This is a genomic window from Lentzea sp. NPDC004789, from assembly GCF_053601075.1.
The window spans coordinates 160,061-175,043 of record NZ_JBSGBE010000021.1; the positions used below are offsets into that span (position 1 = coordinate 160,061).

The 14,983-nt window shown below is 68.6% G+C and carries 14 protein-coding genes and 1 pseudogene; 9 read left to right on the plus strand and 6 right to left on the minus strand.

All coding sequences use genetic code 11. From position 1 onward, the window contains the following. The first annotated feature begins 32 nt into the window (after positions 1 to 32). Positions 33 to 782, plus strand: coding sequence for a slipin family protein (locus ACWEIJ_RS36990; protein WP_449841910.1), 750 nt, complete (start codon positions 33 to 35; stop codon positions 780 to 782). 61 nt (positions 783 to 843) lie between these two features. On the opposite strand, the gene ACWEIJ_RS36995 is transcribed toward ACWEIJ_RS36990, so the two are convergent. Further along, positions 844 to 1,338, minus strand: a complete 495-nt coding sequence (locus ACWEIJ_RS36995; RefSeq protein ID WP_449841911.1) for a flavodoxin domain-containing protein — start codon at positions 1,336 to 1,338, stop codon at positions 844 to 846. Between the two features lie 124 nt (positions 1,339 to 1,462). On the opposite strand from ACWEIJ_RS36995, the gene ACWEIJ_RS37000 reads away from it, so the two are divergent. Beyond that, a complete protein-coding gene (locus ACWEIJ_RS37000; protein WP_449841912.1) occupies positions 1,463 to 1,978 on the plus strand; it encodes a flavodoxin domain-containing protein in 516 nt (171 codons plus the stop codon). A 4-nt stretch (positions 1,979 to 1,982) separates the two neighbouring features. Here ACWEIJ_RS37000 and gap read toward each other — a convergent pair. The 3 genes and pseudogenes from gap to ACWEIJ_RS37015 form a co-directional block, all read right to left on the minus strand. After that, positions 1,983 to 2,992: pseudogene (gene gap, locus ACWEIJ_RS37005) on the minus strand (type I glyceraldehyde-3-phosphate dehydrogenase). A gap of 21 nt (positions 2,993 to 3,013) precedes the next feature. Next, on the minus strand, positions 3,014 to 5,260 hold the full coding sequence (gene ppsA / locus ACWEIJ_RS37010) for a phosphoenolpyruvate synthase (RefSeq protein ID WP_449841913.1): 2,247 nt from the start codon (positions 5,258 to 5,260) through the stop codon (positions 3,014 to 3,016). Further along, positions 5,257 to 6,252: an Acg family FMN-binding oxidoreductase gene (locus ACWEIJ_RS37015; RefSeq protein ID WP_449841914.1), complete on the minus strand. Its 996-nt coding sequence runs from the start codon at positions 6,250 to 6,252 to the stop codon at positions 5,257 to 5,259. The genes ppsA and ACWEIJ_RS37015 overlap by 4 nt, the downstream gene beginning before the upstream one ends. A gap of 190 nt (positions 6,253 to 6,442) precedes the next feature. Between ACWEIJ_RS37015 and ACWEIJ_RS37020 the strand changes: the two genes are divergently transcribed. From ACWEIJ_RS37020 to ACWEIJ_RS37030, 3 genes are read left to right on the plus strand one after another with little or no spacing between them, the layout of a single operon-like run. Then, positions 6,443 to 7,129: a CBS domain-containing protein gene (locus tag ACWEIJ_RS37020; protein ID WP_449841915.1), complete on the plus strand. Its 687-nt coding sequence runs from the start codon at positions 6,443 to 6,445 to the stop codon at positions 7,127 to 7,129. A 12-nt stretch (positions 7,130 to 7,141) separates the two neighbouring features. Beyond that, positions 7,142 to 7,753 carry a CBS domain-containing protein gene (locus tag ACWEIJ_RS37025; RefSeq protein ID WP_449841916.1) on the plus strand — a complete coding sequence of 204 codons (612 nt, stop codon included), beginning with the start codon at positions 7,142 to 7,144 and terminating at the stop codon, positions 7,751 to 7,753. 2 nt (positions 7,754 to 7,755) lie between these two features. Beyond that, positions 7,756 to 7,968: a PLDc N-terminal domain-containing protein gene (locus tag ACWEIJ_RS37030; protein WP_449841917.1), complete on the plus strand. Its 213-nt coding sequence runs from the start codon at positions 7,756 to 7,758 to the stop codon at positions 7,966 to 7,968. 43 nt (positions 7,969 to 8,011) lie between these two features. On the opposite strand, the gene ACWEIJ_RS37035 is transcribed toward ACWEIJ_RS37030, so the two are convergent. Further along, positions 8,012 to 9,049 (minus strand): zinc-dependent alcohol dehydrogenase family protein, encoded by a 1,038-nt coding sequence (locus ACWEIJ_RS37035; RefSeq protein WP_449841918.1) that lies wholly within the window; start codon positions 9,047 to 9,049, stop codon positions 8,012 to 8,014. A gap of 188 nt (positions 9,050 to 9,237) precedes the next feature. Here ACWEIJ_RS37035 and ACWEIJ_RS37040 point away from each other — a divergent pair, with 188 nt between their 5' ends. The 4 genes from ACWEIJ_RS37040 to ACWEIJ_RS37055 are packed head-to-tail and all read left to right on the plus strand — an operon-like array spanning position 9,238 to position 13,756. After that, positions 9,238 to 10,611 carry an APC family permease gene (locus tag ACWEIJ_RS37040; RefSeq protein ID WP_449841919.1) on the plus strand — a complete coding sequence of 458 codons (1,374 nt, stop codon included), beginning with the start codon at positions 9,238 to 9,240 and terminating at the stop codon, positions 10,609 to 10,611. Continuing rightward, a complete protein-coding gene (locus ACWEIJ_RS37045; RefSeq protein ID WP_449841920.1) occupies positions 10,608 to 11,852 on the plus strand; it encodes an arginine deiminase in 1,245 nt (414 codons plus the stop codon). The genes ACWEIJ_RS37040 and ACWEIJ_RS37045 overlap by 4 nt, the downstream gene beginning before the upstream one ends. A gap of 12 nt (positions 11,853 to 11,864) precedes the next feature. Further along, positions 11,865 to 12,857, plus strand: a complete 993-nt coding sequence (gene argF / locus ACWEIJ_RS37050; protein ID WP_449841921.1) for an ornithine carbamoyltransferase — start codon at positions 11,865 to 11,867, stop codon at positions 12,855 to 12,857. After that, positions 12,857 to 13,756, plus strand: a complete 900-nt coding sequence (locus ACWEIJ_RS37055) for a carbamate kinase (protein ID WP_449841922.1) — start codon at positions 12,857 to 12,859, stop codon at positions 13,754 to 13,756. Before argF ends, ACWEIJ_RS37055 begins: the two co-directional genes overlap by 1 nt. 324 nt (positions 13,757 to 14,080) lie before the next feature. Here the strand turns inward: ACWEIJ_RS37055 and ACWEIJ_RS37060 are convergent. Then, on the minus strand, positions 14,081 to 14,983 hold a 903-nt coding region (locus ACWEIJ_RS37060; RefSeq protein ID WP_449841923.1), incomplete at its 5' end, for an IS3 family transposase.

A 14,983-nucleotide genomic window follows, 5' to 3' on the forward strand; every position in this document is an offset into this window, starting at 1 on the left:
TGCGCAGGGCAACCAGAACTCGGGAGGAAGTCGTGAGCAATCTCGGCATGGCGATCGTCCGGCAGTACGAACGCGGTGTGGTGTTCCGGCTGGGCAAGCTGCACAACGTGCGAGAGCCGGGCTGGCGGTTCATGATTCCGCTGGCGGACAAGATGAGAAAGGTCAGCCTGCGGACCGTGACGATGCCGATCCAGTCGCAGCAGGTGATCACGAAGGACAACGTGTCGATCGGCGTCGCGGCGGTGGCCTACTTCCGCAGGGTGGACCCGGTGAAGTCCATCGTGGAGATCGAGAACGTGGAGGCCGCGATCAGCCAGATCGCCCAGACGACGGTGCGCAACGTGGTCGGACGCTCGCCCCTGGACCACGTGCTGGCCGAGACCGACACCCTGAACGAGAAGATCAAGGAGATCCTCGACGCCACGACCGAGCGGTGGGGCGTGGTGGTCGAACTGGTGGAGTTGAAGGACATCGAGCTGCCACAGTCGATGCAGCGCGCAATGGCGCGAGAGGCCGAGGCCGAGCGCGAGAAGCGCGGCAAGATCATCGCAGCGGAGGGGGAGGCGCTGTCGGCGGGCAAGCTCGCGGAGGCCGCCGAAGTGATCGCCCGGCACCCGATCGCGCTGCAGTTGCGCAACCTGCAGGTGCTGGGCGAGATCGCGATCGAGCGCAACTCGACAATCGTGTTCCCGGCGCAGTTAATGGACAGTGTTCGTTCGATGAATTCGTTCCTGGCGCGGGAGATTCCTGCGGCTCGCGATCCGTTGAGCCAGGTCGGTTGAAAAGGCGAAGACCGGCTGTGCGTGCTTGGTGAGCTCGTACAGCCGGTCGAACCCGGGAGCTTCAGCGCGCCGCGACCAGGTGCTGCGCGATCGAGTGCGCCCACAGCTCGATCGCGTCCCAGTCGCGGTAGTCGCCAGCCATCGGTCCGCGAGCCATCCTCCGTGCCAGGAACCCGACCGCGGTCTGCTCGGTGAGCCTGCCACCAAAGGTCATCGGCTGGTCTGCTCCGATGCGCGTGGCGATCTCACGAACCTTGCGCGGCGCCTTCTGCGCAGAGAGGTCGGCACCGAGTGGTCCGCTGTGGAACAACCACACCGGCTTCCGCGCGAGCAGGTGTTCGTTGCGCTTCAACAGCCGCACCGCCTCCGGTCGCCACCGGGCCGCGTAGAGCGCGCTGCCCAGCACGACCGCCTTGTACGGCTCGACCGACCGGACCTTCGCAGCATCCAGCACGATCACCTCGTGCGAGGCCGCCCGGATCCGTGCCGCGATCGCCTCTGCGATCTCCTTCGTGCCACCCATCTTTGTCGCGTACGCGACGAGAACTTCAGCCATACCAGTACTTTCGAACCGTCGATTGCGCTGGGACAGAGCATTTGTGCTCACCTGGGCAGGGACGCGGGCTACTGCAGTTGTTCTTCCACAAGGGCGATCCTGGAAGGTGAGAGAGGAGGCAGTGATGAGGATTCTGGTGGCGTACGCGAGTGCCGCGGGTTCGACTGCGGGGATCGCCGAGTGGATCACAGGTGCGCTGGTGGCGCGAGGACACGAAGTGGTGCTGCGCTCGGTCGAGGAGGTGACCGATGTTGCCGGTTACGACGCGTTCGTGGTCGGCAGTGCGGTGCACGATCAGTCCTGGTTGCCGGCGGCCGCAGACTTCGTCACCGCGAATCGCCGCAGTCTGACCGGAAAGCCGGTCTGGTTGTTCAGCGTCGGTTCCCCCGGCGCGTTGCGCGGCCCGCTGCACAGGTGGGCGATGCTGGAGGAGAACGACATCCTCGCCGAGCTGCTCATGGACGTCACCCCGGTGGAACACCGACTGTTCACCGGCGTGGTCACGGCGGCGGCGTTCGGGAAGTTCGGTGCCCTGCTGTTCCGCGCGATGGGCGGCCGCTTCGGTGACTTCCGCGACTGGATCGAGATCGAGAAGTGGAGCGCGTCGATCGCCGACGCGCTCGCCGAACAGAAGACCTGATCGCTCACGGCAGCGTGCGGGCGACGCGGTCCGCGAGGTCCACCGTGCGGTGGGCATAGCCCCACTCGTTGTCGTACCACCCCATCACCTTCACCACGTGGCCCTGTGCCTTGGTGAGCGACGCGTCGAACACGCAGGACGCGGGGTCGCCGATGATGTCGCGCGACACGACGGGATCCGTGGTGTAGCGCAGGATTCCCTTCAGGTGCTGTGCCGCCGCTTGCGCGAAGGCCCGGTTCACCTGTCCCGCGGTGGCCGGCTCGGCGAGCCGGACCGTCAGGTCGGTGAGTGATCCGTCCTCGACCGGCACCCGCACGGCCAGTCCGTCGAGCTTGCCGTTCAGCGACGGGATGGCGAGCCGATGGCACGGGCCGCGCCGGTCGAGGTGGGGATGATGTTCACCGCGGCGGAACGTGCCCGGCGCAGGTCCTTGTGCGGACGGTCCAGCAACGCCTGGTCGCCGGTGTAGCTGTGGATCGTCGTCATGACGCCTTCGACGATGCCGAACGCCTCGTCCAGCACGGCAGCCATCGGGGCGGCACAGTTGGTGGTGCAGGACGCGTTCGAGATGATGTTGTGCGCGCCCGGCTCGTATGTGTCGTCGTTGACCCCCAGCACGATGGTCGCGTCGACGTCCTTGCCGGGAGCGGTGATCAGCACCTTGCGCGCGCCGCGTTCGAGGTGGACGCCGGCTGTCTCCCTGGTGCGGAACCGGCCGGTGGCCTCGATGACGATGTCCACCCCGAGCAGTCCCCAGTTGAGCTCCGCCGGGTCCTCCTCCGCGGTGACCAGGATGCTGTGGTCGCCGATGGTAATGGTGTTCCCTTCTGCGGAAACGTGCCTGCGCCACGGCCCGTACGTCGAGTCGAAGGCGAGCAGGTGTGCCAACGTCTCCGGCGTGGTGATGTCGTTGACAGCGACGATCTCGATCGCCGTGTCGTTGCGGTCGATGGCGGCGCGCAGCACGTCCCGCCCGATGCGACCGAACCCGTTGATGGCAACGCGAACTGGCATGATGGTCTCCTGGTCGAGGGGTCAGTGGGCGTTGCGCAGCAGCAGGCGGCGTTCGGCGGACCCGATCGCCGCTCGCGCCGCGGGAACGGCGTCGGGGTTGACCGAGATCGAGGTGATGCCGAACTCCACGAGCTTCTCGGCGAACTCCGGTTTGTTGGACGGTGCCTGCCCGCACAGCGACGAGGTGATACCGGCGTCGCGGGCGGCGGTGACGATGCGGCCGATCATGTCGAGCACGGCCGGGTCAGACTCGTCGAACAGGTCCGCGCAGAGCTCGGAGTCGCGATCTACACCGAGCACGAGCTGGGTGAGGTCGTTGCTGCCGATGGAGATCCCGTCGATGCCGGACCGCGCGTACTCGGGAATCCAGTACGCCACCGAGGGAACCTCGGCCATCACCCAGCGGTGCAGGCCGCGCTGGCGGCCGAGCGGGCCGCGGTCGATCTGCTCCAGGCACGCTTCGAGTTCCCACTTGGTGCGCACGAACGGGATCATCAGGTGCAGGTTCGGTGTCTGCTCCCGAACCCTCGCGAGCGCTTCGAGCTCCAGCGCGAAGAGCATCGGGTCGTCGACGTACCGGTAGCAGCCGCGGTAGCCGATCATCGGGTTGTGCTCGTGCTTCTCGAACTCGTCACCGCCCTTGAGCTCGCGGAACTCGTTGGTGCGAAAGTCCGTCGTGCGGTAGACGACCGGGCGCGGCGCGAACGCGTGGGTGATCTGCAGCAGTGACGCGGTCATGGCGTCGAGGAAGTCCTCGCTGCCGTGCTGGGCGAGGAACCGCCGCGGGTGTTCGGCGCCGAGGGCCTCGGTGAGCATGAACTCCGCGCGCAGCAGGCCGACGCCGTCGACGGGCATGGCGGCGACCTCGGCGGCGTGCTCGGGCAAGGCGAGGTTGACGTACACGCGCGTACCGAGGGCCTCGGTGGCGGGGACCGCGGGGGCGACGATGCGCGGCGCGGTGGTGATCGGGGCCGAGCCCGCACGCACCTCGCCCGCGCTGCCGTCGACGGTGATCTGCTGACCCTCCTTCAGCACCGACGTGGCCGAACCGGTGCCCACGACGCAGGGCACGCGCAGTTCGCGGGCCACGATGGCGGCGTGGCAGGTGATGCCGCCGCCGTCGGTGACCACCGCGGACGCCCGGCGCATGGTCGGCACCCAGTCGGGGTTGGTCATCTCGGCCACCAGCACCTCGCCGTCGCGCAGTCGGCCGCCCTCGTCGGGGGAGCGCAGCACCCGCACTCGTCCGGACGCGATGCCGGGGGAGGCGGCCAGCCCGGCGACGAGTGGACCGTCCAGCGTCACGGCGGTCTCTGGCAGCGTGGTGATGGGCCGGGACTGCACCAGCCAGGTCTTGCCGTCGGCGATGGCCCACTCGGTGTCCTGCGGCTCGCCGTAGTGCCGCTGCACCCGGACGCCCAGCTGGCCGATCGCGATCGCCTCGGCCTCGGTGAGCACCTGCGCGTGAGAGGACTCGGCGTCGAGGTCGACGCGCTGGTCCGTCCCGTCCGGGCCGCGCACGATCTTGTGGGTCTTGCGGCCGATCCGTGTGTCCACAAGGGACACCACATCTCCGTTGCGCCGCAACACGTAGGTGTCCGGCTCGACCGAGCCGCTCACGACCACCTCGCCGAGCCCGAACGACGCCTCGACGAGCATCCGGTCGCGGTCTCCGGTGGACGGGTCGGCGGTGAACATGACGCCGGACCGTTCGGAGTTCACCATCTTCTGCACCACGACGGCGATCGCGGGCTCGTCGGTGATGCCCTGCTCGGCCCGGTACGCGACGGAACGCGTGCCGAACAGCGACACCCAGCAGTCCAGGAGCCTGTCCAGCAGGGCGTGCGCGCCCCTGGTGTTGGTGAACGTGCTGTTCATCCCGGCGAACGAGGCACCGGCGGTGTCCTCGGAGGTGGCCGAGGACCGCACCGCCACGGACTCGTCCTGGCCGAGGTCGCGGTAGGCCTGCAGCACGTCGTGGCGGACGTCGTCGGAGATGCCGGCCTTGCGCACCAGCTCGCGCATCCGGTCGGCGGCTTCGGCGAGGCGCTCGGGTGAGGTGGAGCGGTCGAGCGCGATGACCAGCTCGGTCGTGAGGTCGTCGCGGACCTGGCTCATCGACGTCAGGAACGCTTCGGCCGTCACGACGAACCCCGGCGGCACCGGCAGTCCCGCCCTGGTCAGCTCGCCCAGGTTGGCGCCTTTCCCGCCGGCGACGGCGGTGTCGTCCTTGCCGAGCGTGCTGAAGTCGCGGATGTAGTTGCTCATGAGCGCTCCTGACGGGTGAGAACGTCGACGAGGGGACGGCGGGGCGTGGCGGGCAGCGGGTCGGCGTTGAACCCGGCCCAGCCGACCCTGATCACCAGCTGGGGGCAGGTCGAGCCGCCCAGCACGTGGTCGCGGACGAGTTCCTTGGTCTCGACCACCTCGAGCGGCTGGCTGAGCGGGCAGGACGCGAGGCCGGCCGAGGTGGCCTCGAGCAGCACGGCGCTCGTCGCCTCACCTGCCCGCAGGCGGGACAGGTCGTCGTCGGAGGAGGTGCTGAGCACGAGCAGGGATCCGGCGTCCTGGCTGATCAGCAGCCGGTCGGTCTGCAGCAGCTCACCTGGCGCGAACTCGCGCATCTGGAGGTTCCCGTACTGGCGGGAACCCGCGGGGATGTTCGCCGCTGGCACGCCCGCCGAGGCGCCGGGGTAGACGCCGCTCCACTCGCGGATCTCGGCCCGGTACGCCGGATCGGCCTCCTGCGTGGCGGCGGCCGTGGCGATGGCCATCAACAGCTCGTCGCGGCCGCGGCCCAGCACCTCCTGCGCCTCCACGCCTTCCGCCCGCGCCGCTGCCACCAGCTGACTGATGATGCCCGTGGGCACCGTCCAGGACGAGAACGCGCGGCGGTCCGTGCGCCGGCGTGGAATCGCGGCCGCGAGTGCGACGTGGGCCTCGTTCGGCTCACGCGGCTGGAACTCGATCGCGGCCAGGTGGTCGGGCCGGCCTGGATTCGGCAGGCGGTGCACGATCGCCCGCCACCCCAGCGCCGCCAGTCCGACGCGCAGGTGGTGCAACGCGGCGCCGCAGCTGACGATCAGGTCGGCGCCCAGCGGGTCGATCGCGGGCAGGTTGCGGGAGCGATCGGCGTACAGGTGCAGGCTGTGATGCCCGATTTCCCAGCGCCATGGCTGGGAGTTGTGCACCGACGGCGCACGGCAGGCGAGGGCCACCGCCGCCCGCAGCGTGTTCTCGTCCGGCTGACCGCGGTCCATCCGGCTCACCTCCAGGTCTCCAGTTCCACGCTCAAACCTCGCAGCGCCACCGGGTGTGGGTGAGGGGCCTAGGTCCTCTGCGAACCGGGACCGCCGTCCCGGCCGCCGACGCCTTTGGCACGTGTCCGGCCGCCTTGCCCGCGACAACGCTGGAGCACACGTGAACGAACGGATCACCGGAGGGTGTGTCATGCGTGAACCGACTGTTTCCTCGCTGATGACTCGTGAGGTGATCAGCGCAGACGTCGAGACGCCGTTCAAGGACCTCGTGCAGCTGCTGGAAGAGCACGCGATCAGCGCTGTGCCGGTGCTGGACGGTGGTTTCCCCGTGGGCGTGGTGTCCGAGGCCGATCTGCTGCCGAAGGAGGAGTTCCGCGGCGGCACCGCCGAGGCACCCGGCCTGTTCGCCGGGCGCGATGCGAAGCACCGCTGGGAGCAGGCCGCCGGGCTCACCGCCAGGGACGTGATGACCAGCCCGGTGAAGAGCGTCGCGCCGGACACGTCGGCCAGTGCCGCGGCCAGGGAACTCGCCGCGGCCGGCGTCCGCAGGCTCTTCGTGATGGACCGCGACGGAGCGCTCGTCGGCGTGCTGTCGCGACGTGACCTGCTGAAGCTCTACCTGCGCGAGGACGACGAGCTGAGGGCGACGATCCGCGACGAGATCTTCGGCCGCACGCTGTGGGTGGATCCGGACACGATCGACGTCGAGGTGACCGACGGCGTGGTGGCCCTGCAGGGAAGGCTCGAACGGCAGAGCGAGATCGACATCGCCGATCACCTCGTGCGTTCGCTGCCCGGTGTCGTGGACCTGCAGAACCGGTTGCGGTGCGAGTGGAACGACACGACGCACCAGCGCCAGACCGAGATCTTCGGCTGAGGGAGCGCTCACATGAGGACCCGAGACGTGATGACGACCGACGTCGTGGTGGTCAGCCCGGACACGGGCGCCCGTGAGGCCGCCCGGCTGCTGGCCGAACGCGGCTTCACCGCGTTGCCCGTGGTCGACACCGCCGGCACGTTCGTCGGCGTCGTGAGCGAGGCCGAACTGCTGCGCGACCGGCTGCCGCAGGACCCCCGTTGGCTGGTGCACGGCGAACCGCCGGTCCCACGGCACGCACCAGGTGACGTGGTGGCCCAGGTGATGACGAAGCCGACCGTGACGGTCACCCCGAACACCGACCTCGCCGAGGTCGCCGACCTGATGCTCGAACACGGTGTGCGCAGCGTCTCGGTCGTGCACGAGGGGCGTCTCGCCGGGATCGTGACCCGGCGGGACATGCTGCGCTCGATCAGCCGCGACGACTGGGTCATCGAGGCGGAGATCCGCCATCGCCTCGCCGTGCTGGGTGCCGCGCACCGTTGGCAGGTCGAGGTGAGCCGCGGCAAGGTGTCCGTTGTGGACAGGCTGAACGACGCGACCGACCGGCACGTCGCCGAGGTGCTGGCCCGCGCGGTCGCCGGGGTGACCGACGTGCGCATCAACGCGGCCGAACGGATCTGATCATGACCAGACGATGGAACGACCTCACCGAGGCGCAGCGCAGGACCCTGCTGACGATGGGCGTCGTGCAGGTGGTGATGGCCGGTGCGGCGTGGACGGACCTGGCGATGCGGCCGCGCGAGTTCGTGCGCGGTCGCAAGCTCTGGTGGGCATTGGCGATCCTGGTGAACTTCGCCGGACCTCTCGCTTACTTCCGCTGGGGGAGAAGGGCGTGAGCACACGAAAGGCGCCGGGTGAGCCCGGCGCCTTTCGTGCTTCTCAGGCTTGCAGAACCACCTTCAGCGCTCCGCTGTCGCCGGCGTTCTCGAAAACCTCGTACGCCTGCTCCATCTCGCTCAACGCGAACCGGTGTGTGATGAACCGCTCGCCGTCGATCCGGCCGGTCTCCACCATGCGCAGCAGCGTCGGCGTGGACACGGTGTCCACCAGCCCGGTGGTGATGGTGACGTTGCGGATCCACAGGTTCTCCAGGTGCAGCGTCACGGGCTTGCCGTGCACACCGACGTTGGCGACATGTCCGCCAGGCCGCACCAGCTTCGCGCAGAGCTCGAACGTCTCCGGCACGCCGACCGCCTCGATCGCCACGTCGGCACCGAGCCCGCCCGTCAGCTCGCCGATGACGCGCTCGGCCTCCTCCGCCGTGGCGACCGTGACGTCGGCACCGAACTGCTTGGCGGCGTCCAAGCGTGACGGCGCCAGATCGACGACGACGATGTGGCTGAGGCTGTAGAGCTGCGCAGTCTGGACCGCTGCCAGCCCGATCGGCCCGGCACCCACGATGACCACCGTGTCCGCGGGCTTCACCGTTCCGTTGAGCACACCAACCTCGTAAGCGGTCGGCAGGATGTCCGCGAGCACCACCGCGGAGGTGTCGGACACGTCGGTGGGCCGCAGGTGCGTCGACGTGTCGGCGAACGGTACGCGCACGTACTCGGCCTGCACGCCGTCGACGAGGTGACCGAGGATCCAGCCTCCACCGCCGAGACACTGGCCGTAGCTTCCGGTGCGGCAGTAGGAGCACCGCCCGCACGTGGTGATGCACGAGATCAGCACGCGGTCACCCGGCTTGAGTGCGGTCACCGAAGCGCCGACCTGTTCGACCACACCGACGGCTTCGTGGCCGAGGACGCGTCCGGGTTCGACCTCGGGCACGTCGCCCTTGAGGATGTGCAGGTCGGTGCCGCAGATCGTGACTGCGGTGACGCGGACGATCGCGTCGGTCGGATCCTTGAGCTCAGGCTTCGGGACATCCTTCCACTCGCGCTTGCCGGGACCGCCGTAGACCAGCGCCTTCATCGGTTCCTCCTCGTGGTTCGGCTGCATCACAAGGCTTGTCGCGCGGTCGGAGGATGCGCAGAGACCGGGGTCCCGCCCGGAAGAGGACCTAGTGCCCGGCACCGACAAGTCCTGGGGCGGTGGGTCCGCGTGCGGGCCGGGCGCAGGCTGCTCACAGCGGAAGTCCACATCGGAGTTGGGAGCGCGTCGTGAGCACAGACATCTCAGGACCGGCCGCCGCGACGCGGCCTGACCCCGGCGGCGCCGCTGCGAAACCCTCCAGGTTCGGGCTGCCGACCGCGATCGCGCTGGTCGTCGGCTCCGTGATCGGCACCGGCGTGTTCGGCCTGCCCACCGCGCTCGCGCCGTTCGGCCCGATCAGCCTCGTGTCGTTCGTGCTGGTCACGATCGGTGCGCTGGCTCTTGCCCTCGCGTTCGGCGCGCTGTCCAAACGGATCGCGGGTTCCGGTGGTCCCTACGTCTATGCGCGAGATGCCTTCGGCGAGTTCGCCGGGTTCCTCAACGCCTGGTGCTACTGGATCACCGCCTGGGCGGGCAACGCCGCGATCGTCGTCGCGCTGGTCGGCTACGTCGAGGTGTTCGTGAACACCGGGCACAAGGTCGGCTGGTCCATCGTGATCGCCTTGGCGGGACTGTGGATTCCAGCTCTGGTGAACCTGTCCGGCCTGCGGAACATGGCCGTGACGCAGATCCTCTTCACAGTGCTGAAGATCGTACCGCTCCTGTTCATGGCGACGGTGGGCGTGTTCTTCGTGAAGTCCGCGAACTTCGGCGCGTTCAACGCCAGCGGTACCTCGATCTGGGGCGCCATCTCGGCTGCCGCGGCCATCGCGTTGTTCAGCTACATCGGCATCGAGACCGCCTCGGTGGCAGCGGGTCGCGTCCGTGACCCCGAGCGCAACGTCGGTCGCGCCACCGTCCTCGGTACCCTTGGCTGTGCCGTTATCTATGTCCTCGGCACGTTCACCGTCTTCGGCACCGTGCCGAACGCCGCGCTGCGCGACACGAAGGCCCCGTTCACCGACGCCGCCAATGCCATTTTCGGTGGCCAGTGGGCCGGACAGGCCATCGCGATCGCTGCGGTCGTCTCCGGTCTCGGCTGTCTCATCGGCTGGACCCTGATCATCGGCGAGATGCCCATGGCCGCCGCCAAGGACAACCTGTTCCCGAAGGCGTTCCTGCGCACCCGCAGCGATATCCCGAGCTTCGGCATCATCAGCTCCACCGTGCTCGCCTCGGCGCTGGTGGTGGTCAGCTACACCAACTTCGAGCAGGTCTTCACGACGCTCGTGCTGCTGTCGGTGTTCACCGCCGTCGTGCCGTACCTGTTCAGCGCTGCCGCCCAGCTGTTCTGGCTGCTCGTCCGCGGCCGCAAGGCCGAGTGGCCGCACCTCCTCCGCGACGGTGTGATCTCGGTCCTCGCGCTCGCCTTCTCCTTCTGGGCCTTGGCCGGCAGTGGCTACCAGGCCGTCTACTACGGCACGGTCTGTCTGCTGCTGGGCGTGCCGCTCTACATCTGGCTCAATGCCGGCCGCGGCGAGTACGGCGAGGCGAAGTCATGACCCTCGGCGTCCACTCGGAGGTCGGCACGCTTCGCCAGGTGATCGTCCACCGGCCGGGCCTGGAGCTGTCCCGCCTCACCCCGCGCAACTGCGAAGAACTGCTCTTCGACGATGTGCTGTGGGCGGCGAAGGCGCGGGAGGAGCACGACCACTTCGCCGACGTTCTGAGCGCTCGCGGCATCACCGTGCACCACACCGGAACCCTGCTCGCGGAGACCCTGGCACTGCCGGAAGCCCGCGCGTTCGTCCTCGACCGCGTCTGCACCCCGGAGCTGCTCGGCCCCACGCTGGCCGGCCCGGTGCGGGAGTTCGCCGAGAAGGTCGACGCCCCGCAGCTCGCCGAGCTGCTCGTCGGCGGTATCACCCGCGCCGACCTGTCGCCCCTCGGCGTGCACAGCCTGCGGTGGAGCTCACTGGGCCTCGACGACTTCGTGCTGCCGCCGCTGCCCAACACACTGTTCCCGCGCGACAGCTCGGCGTGGATCTACGGCGGCGTGACGATCAACCCGATGGCCAAGGCGCCACGACGCCGAGAATCCCTGCACTGCCAAGCGATCTACCGGTTCCATCCGCTGTTTGCCGACGCCACGTTCCCGACCTACTACGGCGCCGACGACGCCAACCACCAACCCGCGACGCTGGAAGGCGGCGACATGCTGGTCCTCGGCCGCGGCACCGTGCTGATCGGCATGGGGGAGCGCACCACCCCGATGGGTGTGGAGATCCTCGCGCGGGAACTGTTCCGGACCGGTCAGGCGAGTTCCGTGATCGCCGTCCAGCTGCCGCGCTCGCACGCGCTCATGCACCTGGACACCGTCATGACGATGCTCGACCCGACCACCTTCATCCGCTATCCGGAGCTCGATCCGGACCTGCTGCGCACCTGGTTGATCACCGCGGCAGACCCGTTGGAGGTCGTGGAGCGCGCCTCCGCGGGCCTGCGCGTGGACGAACGCGGGTCGGTGTTCACCACGATCGCCGACCAGCTCGGTCTCGACCACCTCCGCGTGCTCTGCGCGGCGGAGGACACCCGTGCCGCCGAACGCGAACAGTGGGACGACGCCAACAACTTCCTCGCGCTCGCACCGGGCGTCGTCGTCGGCTACGAGCGCAACACCGTCACCAACACCATGCTCGCCGACCACGGCATCGAGGTCATCTCCATCCCCGGCAACGAGCTCGGCCGCGGCCGCGGCGGTGCCCGGTGCATGACCTGCCCGATCCAGCGCGACGGCATCTGAAAGGACGTCCCGATGCGACACCCCGGCACCCTGCTCAAGGAGCTCGACCTCACCAAGGAGAAGTTCCTCGACCTTGTCTCCCAGGCCAGAGGCCTCAAGCGCGCCAAGGCGTCCGGCACCGAACACCCGCTGCTCATCGGCAAGAACATCGCCCTGGTCTTCGAGAAGAGCTCCACCCGCACCCGCTGCGCCTTCGAGGTCGCGGCCCACGACCAAGGTGCCCACGTCACCTACCTCGACCCGACCGGCTCGCACATGGGCCGCGAGGAGTCGATCCCGGACACAGCCAAGGTGCTGGGCCGCATGTTCGACGGCATCGAGTTCCGCGGCTTCGCCCAGGACACCGTCGAGGAGCTCGCCGACCACGCCGACGTCCCGGTCTGGAACGGTCTCACGGACTCCTGGCACCCCACCCAGATGCTCGCCGACGTGCTCACGATGATCGAGCACCACGACGGCCCGGTCGAGGAGATCACCTTCGCGTTCGTCGGCGACGGCCACAACAACGTCGCCCGCTCCCTGCTGATCACCGGCGCGTTGCTCGGCATGGACGTCCGCATCGCCGCACCCCCGTCGCTGCAGCCACCCGCCGACGTGATCGACAAGGCGCACGAGCTCGCGATCGCTACCGGCGCCCGCGTCCTCGTCACCGACGATCCCGACCAGGCAGTCCGAGGCGCCGACTTCATCTACACCGACGTCTGGGTCAGCATGGGCGACTCCCCGGAAGCCTGGGACACCCGCGTCCCGCTCCTGACGCCCTACCGCGTGACCGCCGCACTGATGAAGGCCACCGGTAACCCGAACACGAAGTTCCTGCACTGCCTGCCCTCCATCCACGACCGCACCACCCAGGTCGGCCGCCGCGTCCACGACCAGTTCGGTCTCGACGGAGCCGAAGTCACCGACGAGGTCTTCTCCTCGCCCGCGTCGGTCGTCTTCGACCAGGCCGAGAACCGCCTGCACACCATCAAGGCGGTCATGATCGCCGGGCTGGCCTCCTGATGCGCGTCGTCGTCGCACTAGGAGGCAACGCCCTGCTCATGCGCGGCGAACGCGCCGACGCCTCCGTCCAGCTTCACCACGTCGAAGCCGCGGCACGAGCCCTCGCTCCGCTGGCCGCCGACCACGAGCTCGTGGTGTGCCACGGCAACGGCCCACAGATCGGCCTGCTCGCCCTCGAAAGCGAGGCAGATCCGTCGCTCACGCGTCCATACCCGCTGGACACCCTCGGCGCCGAAACCCAGGGCATGATCGGCTACTGGCTGGCCCAGTCGCTGCGCAACGCGGGCGTCCACAAACCAGTCCTCGCCGTCGTGACCCAGACCGTGGTCGACAGGACAGACCCGGCTTTCGCCTCGCCGACCAAGTTCATCGGCCCGATCTACGACCGCGCTCAGGCCGACTACCTCGCCGAGCAGAACGGCTGGACCATGGCCGCAGATGGCGCGCATTGGCGGCGCGTCGTGCCCTCGCCGGAGCCGCTCCGGCTGGTCGAGCAGGAATCCGTCGAGCAGCTGGTGAGCGGCGGGACGATCGTGGTCTGCGCTGGTGGGGGAGGGGCACCCGTCGTCGATAACGGTGAACTGCACGGCGTGGAGGCGGTCGTGGACAAGGACCTCACTTCGGCCGAGCTCGCGATCGCCCTGAAAGCCGACCGCCTGCTGCTCCTGACCGACGTGCCGGCCGTGGTGATCGACTTCGGCCTGCCGGACGCCGAGCCGCTGCAGCGCGTGGGTCTGGCAGAACTCGAAGAACTGACGTTCCCCGCTGGCTCGATGGGCCCGAAGGTCGCAGCCTGCCGCCGGTTCGTGCAGGCGACAGGCTGCGAAGCGGCCATCGGTGCGCTGACGGACGCGGAAGCGGTCTTGCAGGGCTCGGCTGGGACCATCGTCCACACGTAAGGACAGTCGGATACTTCTACGGATGTGGGCGACCCCCAGGTGCCCAGCAACAGGTTCATCGAGTCTGCATTGCGCTTCGCATCGCAGGGCGCTGTCCTTTCAACCCTCCAGATTCTCGATCTGCACTACCACCGAGACACTCCCGACTTCGGCGCAGTCTTCGACTTCCTCGGGAGGCGTTACGGTACTGGAGTGATGATGCGGAACCCCCTGACTTCTTTGGGTGGTCGAGATAATCCGCAATAGGACCGGGCCTATGTGCGACCATGGCGTCTTCACCCCTGGGGTTGCCCCGGTTTGACGGACAAGGTCGATGAGGTGTTGTCACGCTACCTGATCGACTGGTTGGTGTCGGGTGGCTTCGTAGGCGGCGGGGCTGAGGTAGCCGAGGCTGGAGTGTCGGCGGCGGGTGTTGTACCAGCCCTCGACGTATTCGAAGATTGCCTTGTGCGCCTTGGCTTTCGTGGGCCAGGGCTGCCGGTCGAGCAGCTCGGTCTTGATGGTGGCGATGAACGACTCGGCGACCGCGTTGTCCCAGCATTGGCCCTTGCGGCCGACGGACAGCCGGACCTCGGCGTCAGCGGCGGCTCGGGCGTACTGAGCAGAGGTGTATTGACAGCCCCTGTCGGAGTGGAAGATCACTCCCGGCTCGGGGCGGCGCTGGGTGACGGCGTTGCGCAGGGCCTGTTCGACCAGGTCGGTGCGCAGGTGGTCGGTGGCGGCCCAGCCGACTACCTTCCGGGATCCGAGGTCGATCACGGTCGCGAGGTAGAGCCAGCCTTCCCAGGTGTGGATGTAGGTGATGTCCCCGCACCATCGAGTGTTGATTTCTCTGGCGCTGCAAGAGAAATTGCGCTCGATCAGGTCGGCGGGTGCGGTCGCGGCAGGGTCCGGGACCGTGGTAGTGCGCCAGCGTTTCGGTGCCCGCCCGGCTCGTCCGGCTTCGCGCAGGAGCCGGGCGATGCGCTTGCGGGAGTGCCGGTGCCCCAGGTCGGCGAGCTCGGCGTGGATCCGCGGTGTCCCGTAGGTGCCGCTGGACTCGTCGTGCACGGCGATGATCTTCTGGGTCAGCGCGGCGTCGGCCCGCTCACGCGCGGACGGGCCCGCGGTGCGGCGGGTGTAGTAGGCGGATCGGGAGACCTGGAGCAGTTCGCACGCACGCTTGACGTTGCCGCTGCCGGCGTTCTCCGCCTCGATGAACGGGTAGACGTTCACCGGGTCTCCTTC

What these genes read in the sequence shown, in the direction of transcription:
- ACWEIJ_RS37030 (WP_449841917.1), top strand. Translation starts at nt 7,756, where the DNA reads ATGACCAGACGATGGAACGACCTCACCGAGGCGCAGCGCAGGACCCTG.
- ACWEIJ_RS37015 (WP_449841914.1), bottom strand. Translation starts at nt 6,252, where the DNA reads ATGGACCGCGGTCAGCCGGACGAGAACACGCTGCGGGCGGCGGTGGCC.
- ACWEIJ_RS37055 (WP_449841922.1), top strand. Translation starts at nt 12,857, where the DNA reads ATGCGCGTCGTCGTCGCACTAGGAGGCAACGCCCTGCTCATGCGCGGC.
- ACWEIJ_RS37020 (WP_449841915.1), top strand. Translation starts at nt 6,443, where the DNA reads ATGCGTGAACCGACTGTTTCCTCGCTGATGACTCGTGAGGTGATCAGC.
- ACWEIJ_RS37035 (WP_449841918.1), bottom strand. Translation starts at nt 9,049, where the DNA reads ATGAAGGCGCTGGTCTACGGCGGTCCCGGCAAGCGCGAGTGGAAGGAT.
- ACWEIJ_RS37025 (WP_449841916.1), top strand. Translation starts at nt 7,142, where the DNA reads ATGAGGACCCGAGACGTGATGACGACCGACGTCGTGGTGGTCAGCCCG.
- ACWEIJ_RS37045 (WP_449841920.1), top strand. Translation starts at nt 10,608, where the DNA reads ATGACCCTCGGCGTCCACTCGGAGGTCGGCACGCTTCGCCAGGTGATC.
- ACWEIJ_RS36995 (WP_449841911.1), bottom strand. Translation starts at nt 1,338, where the DNA reads ATGGCTGAAGTTCTCGTCGCGTACGCGACAAAGATGGGTGGCACGAAG.
- ACWEIJ_RS37000 (WP_449841912.1), top strand. Translation starts at nt 1,463, where the DNA reads ATGAGGATTCTGGTGGCGTACGCGAGTGCCGCGGGTTCGACTGCGGGG.
- argF (WP_449841921.1), top strand. Translation starts at nt 11,865, where the DNA reads ATGCGACACCCCGGCACCCTGCTCAAGGAGCTCGACCTCACCAAGGAG.
- ppsA (WP_449841913.1), bottom strand. Translation starts at nt 5,260, where the DNA reads ATGAGCAACTACATCCGCGACTTCAGCACGCTCGGCAAGGACGACACC.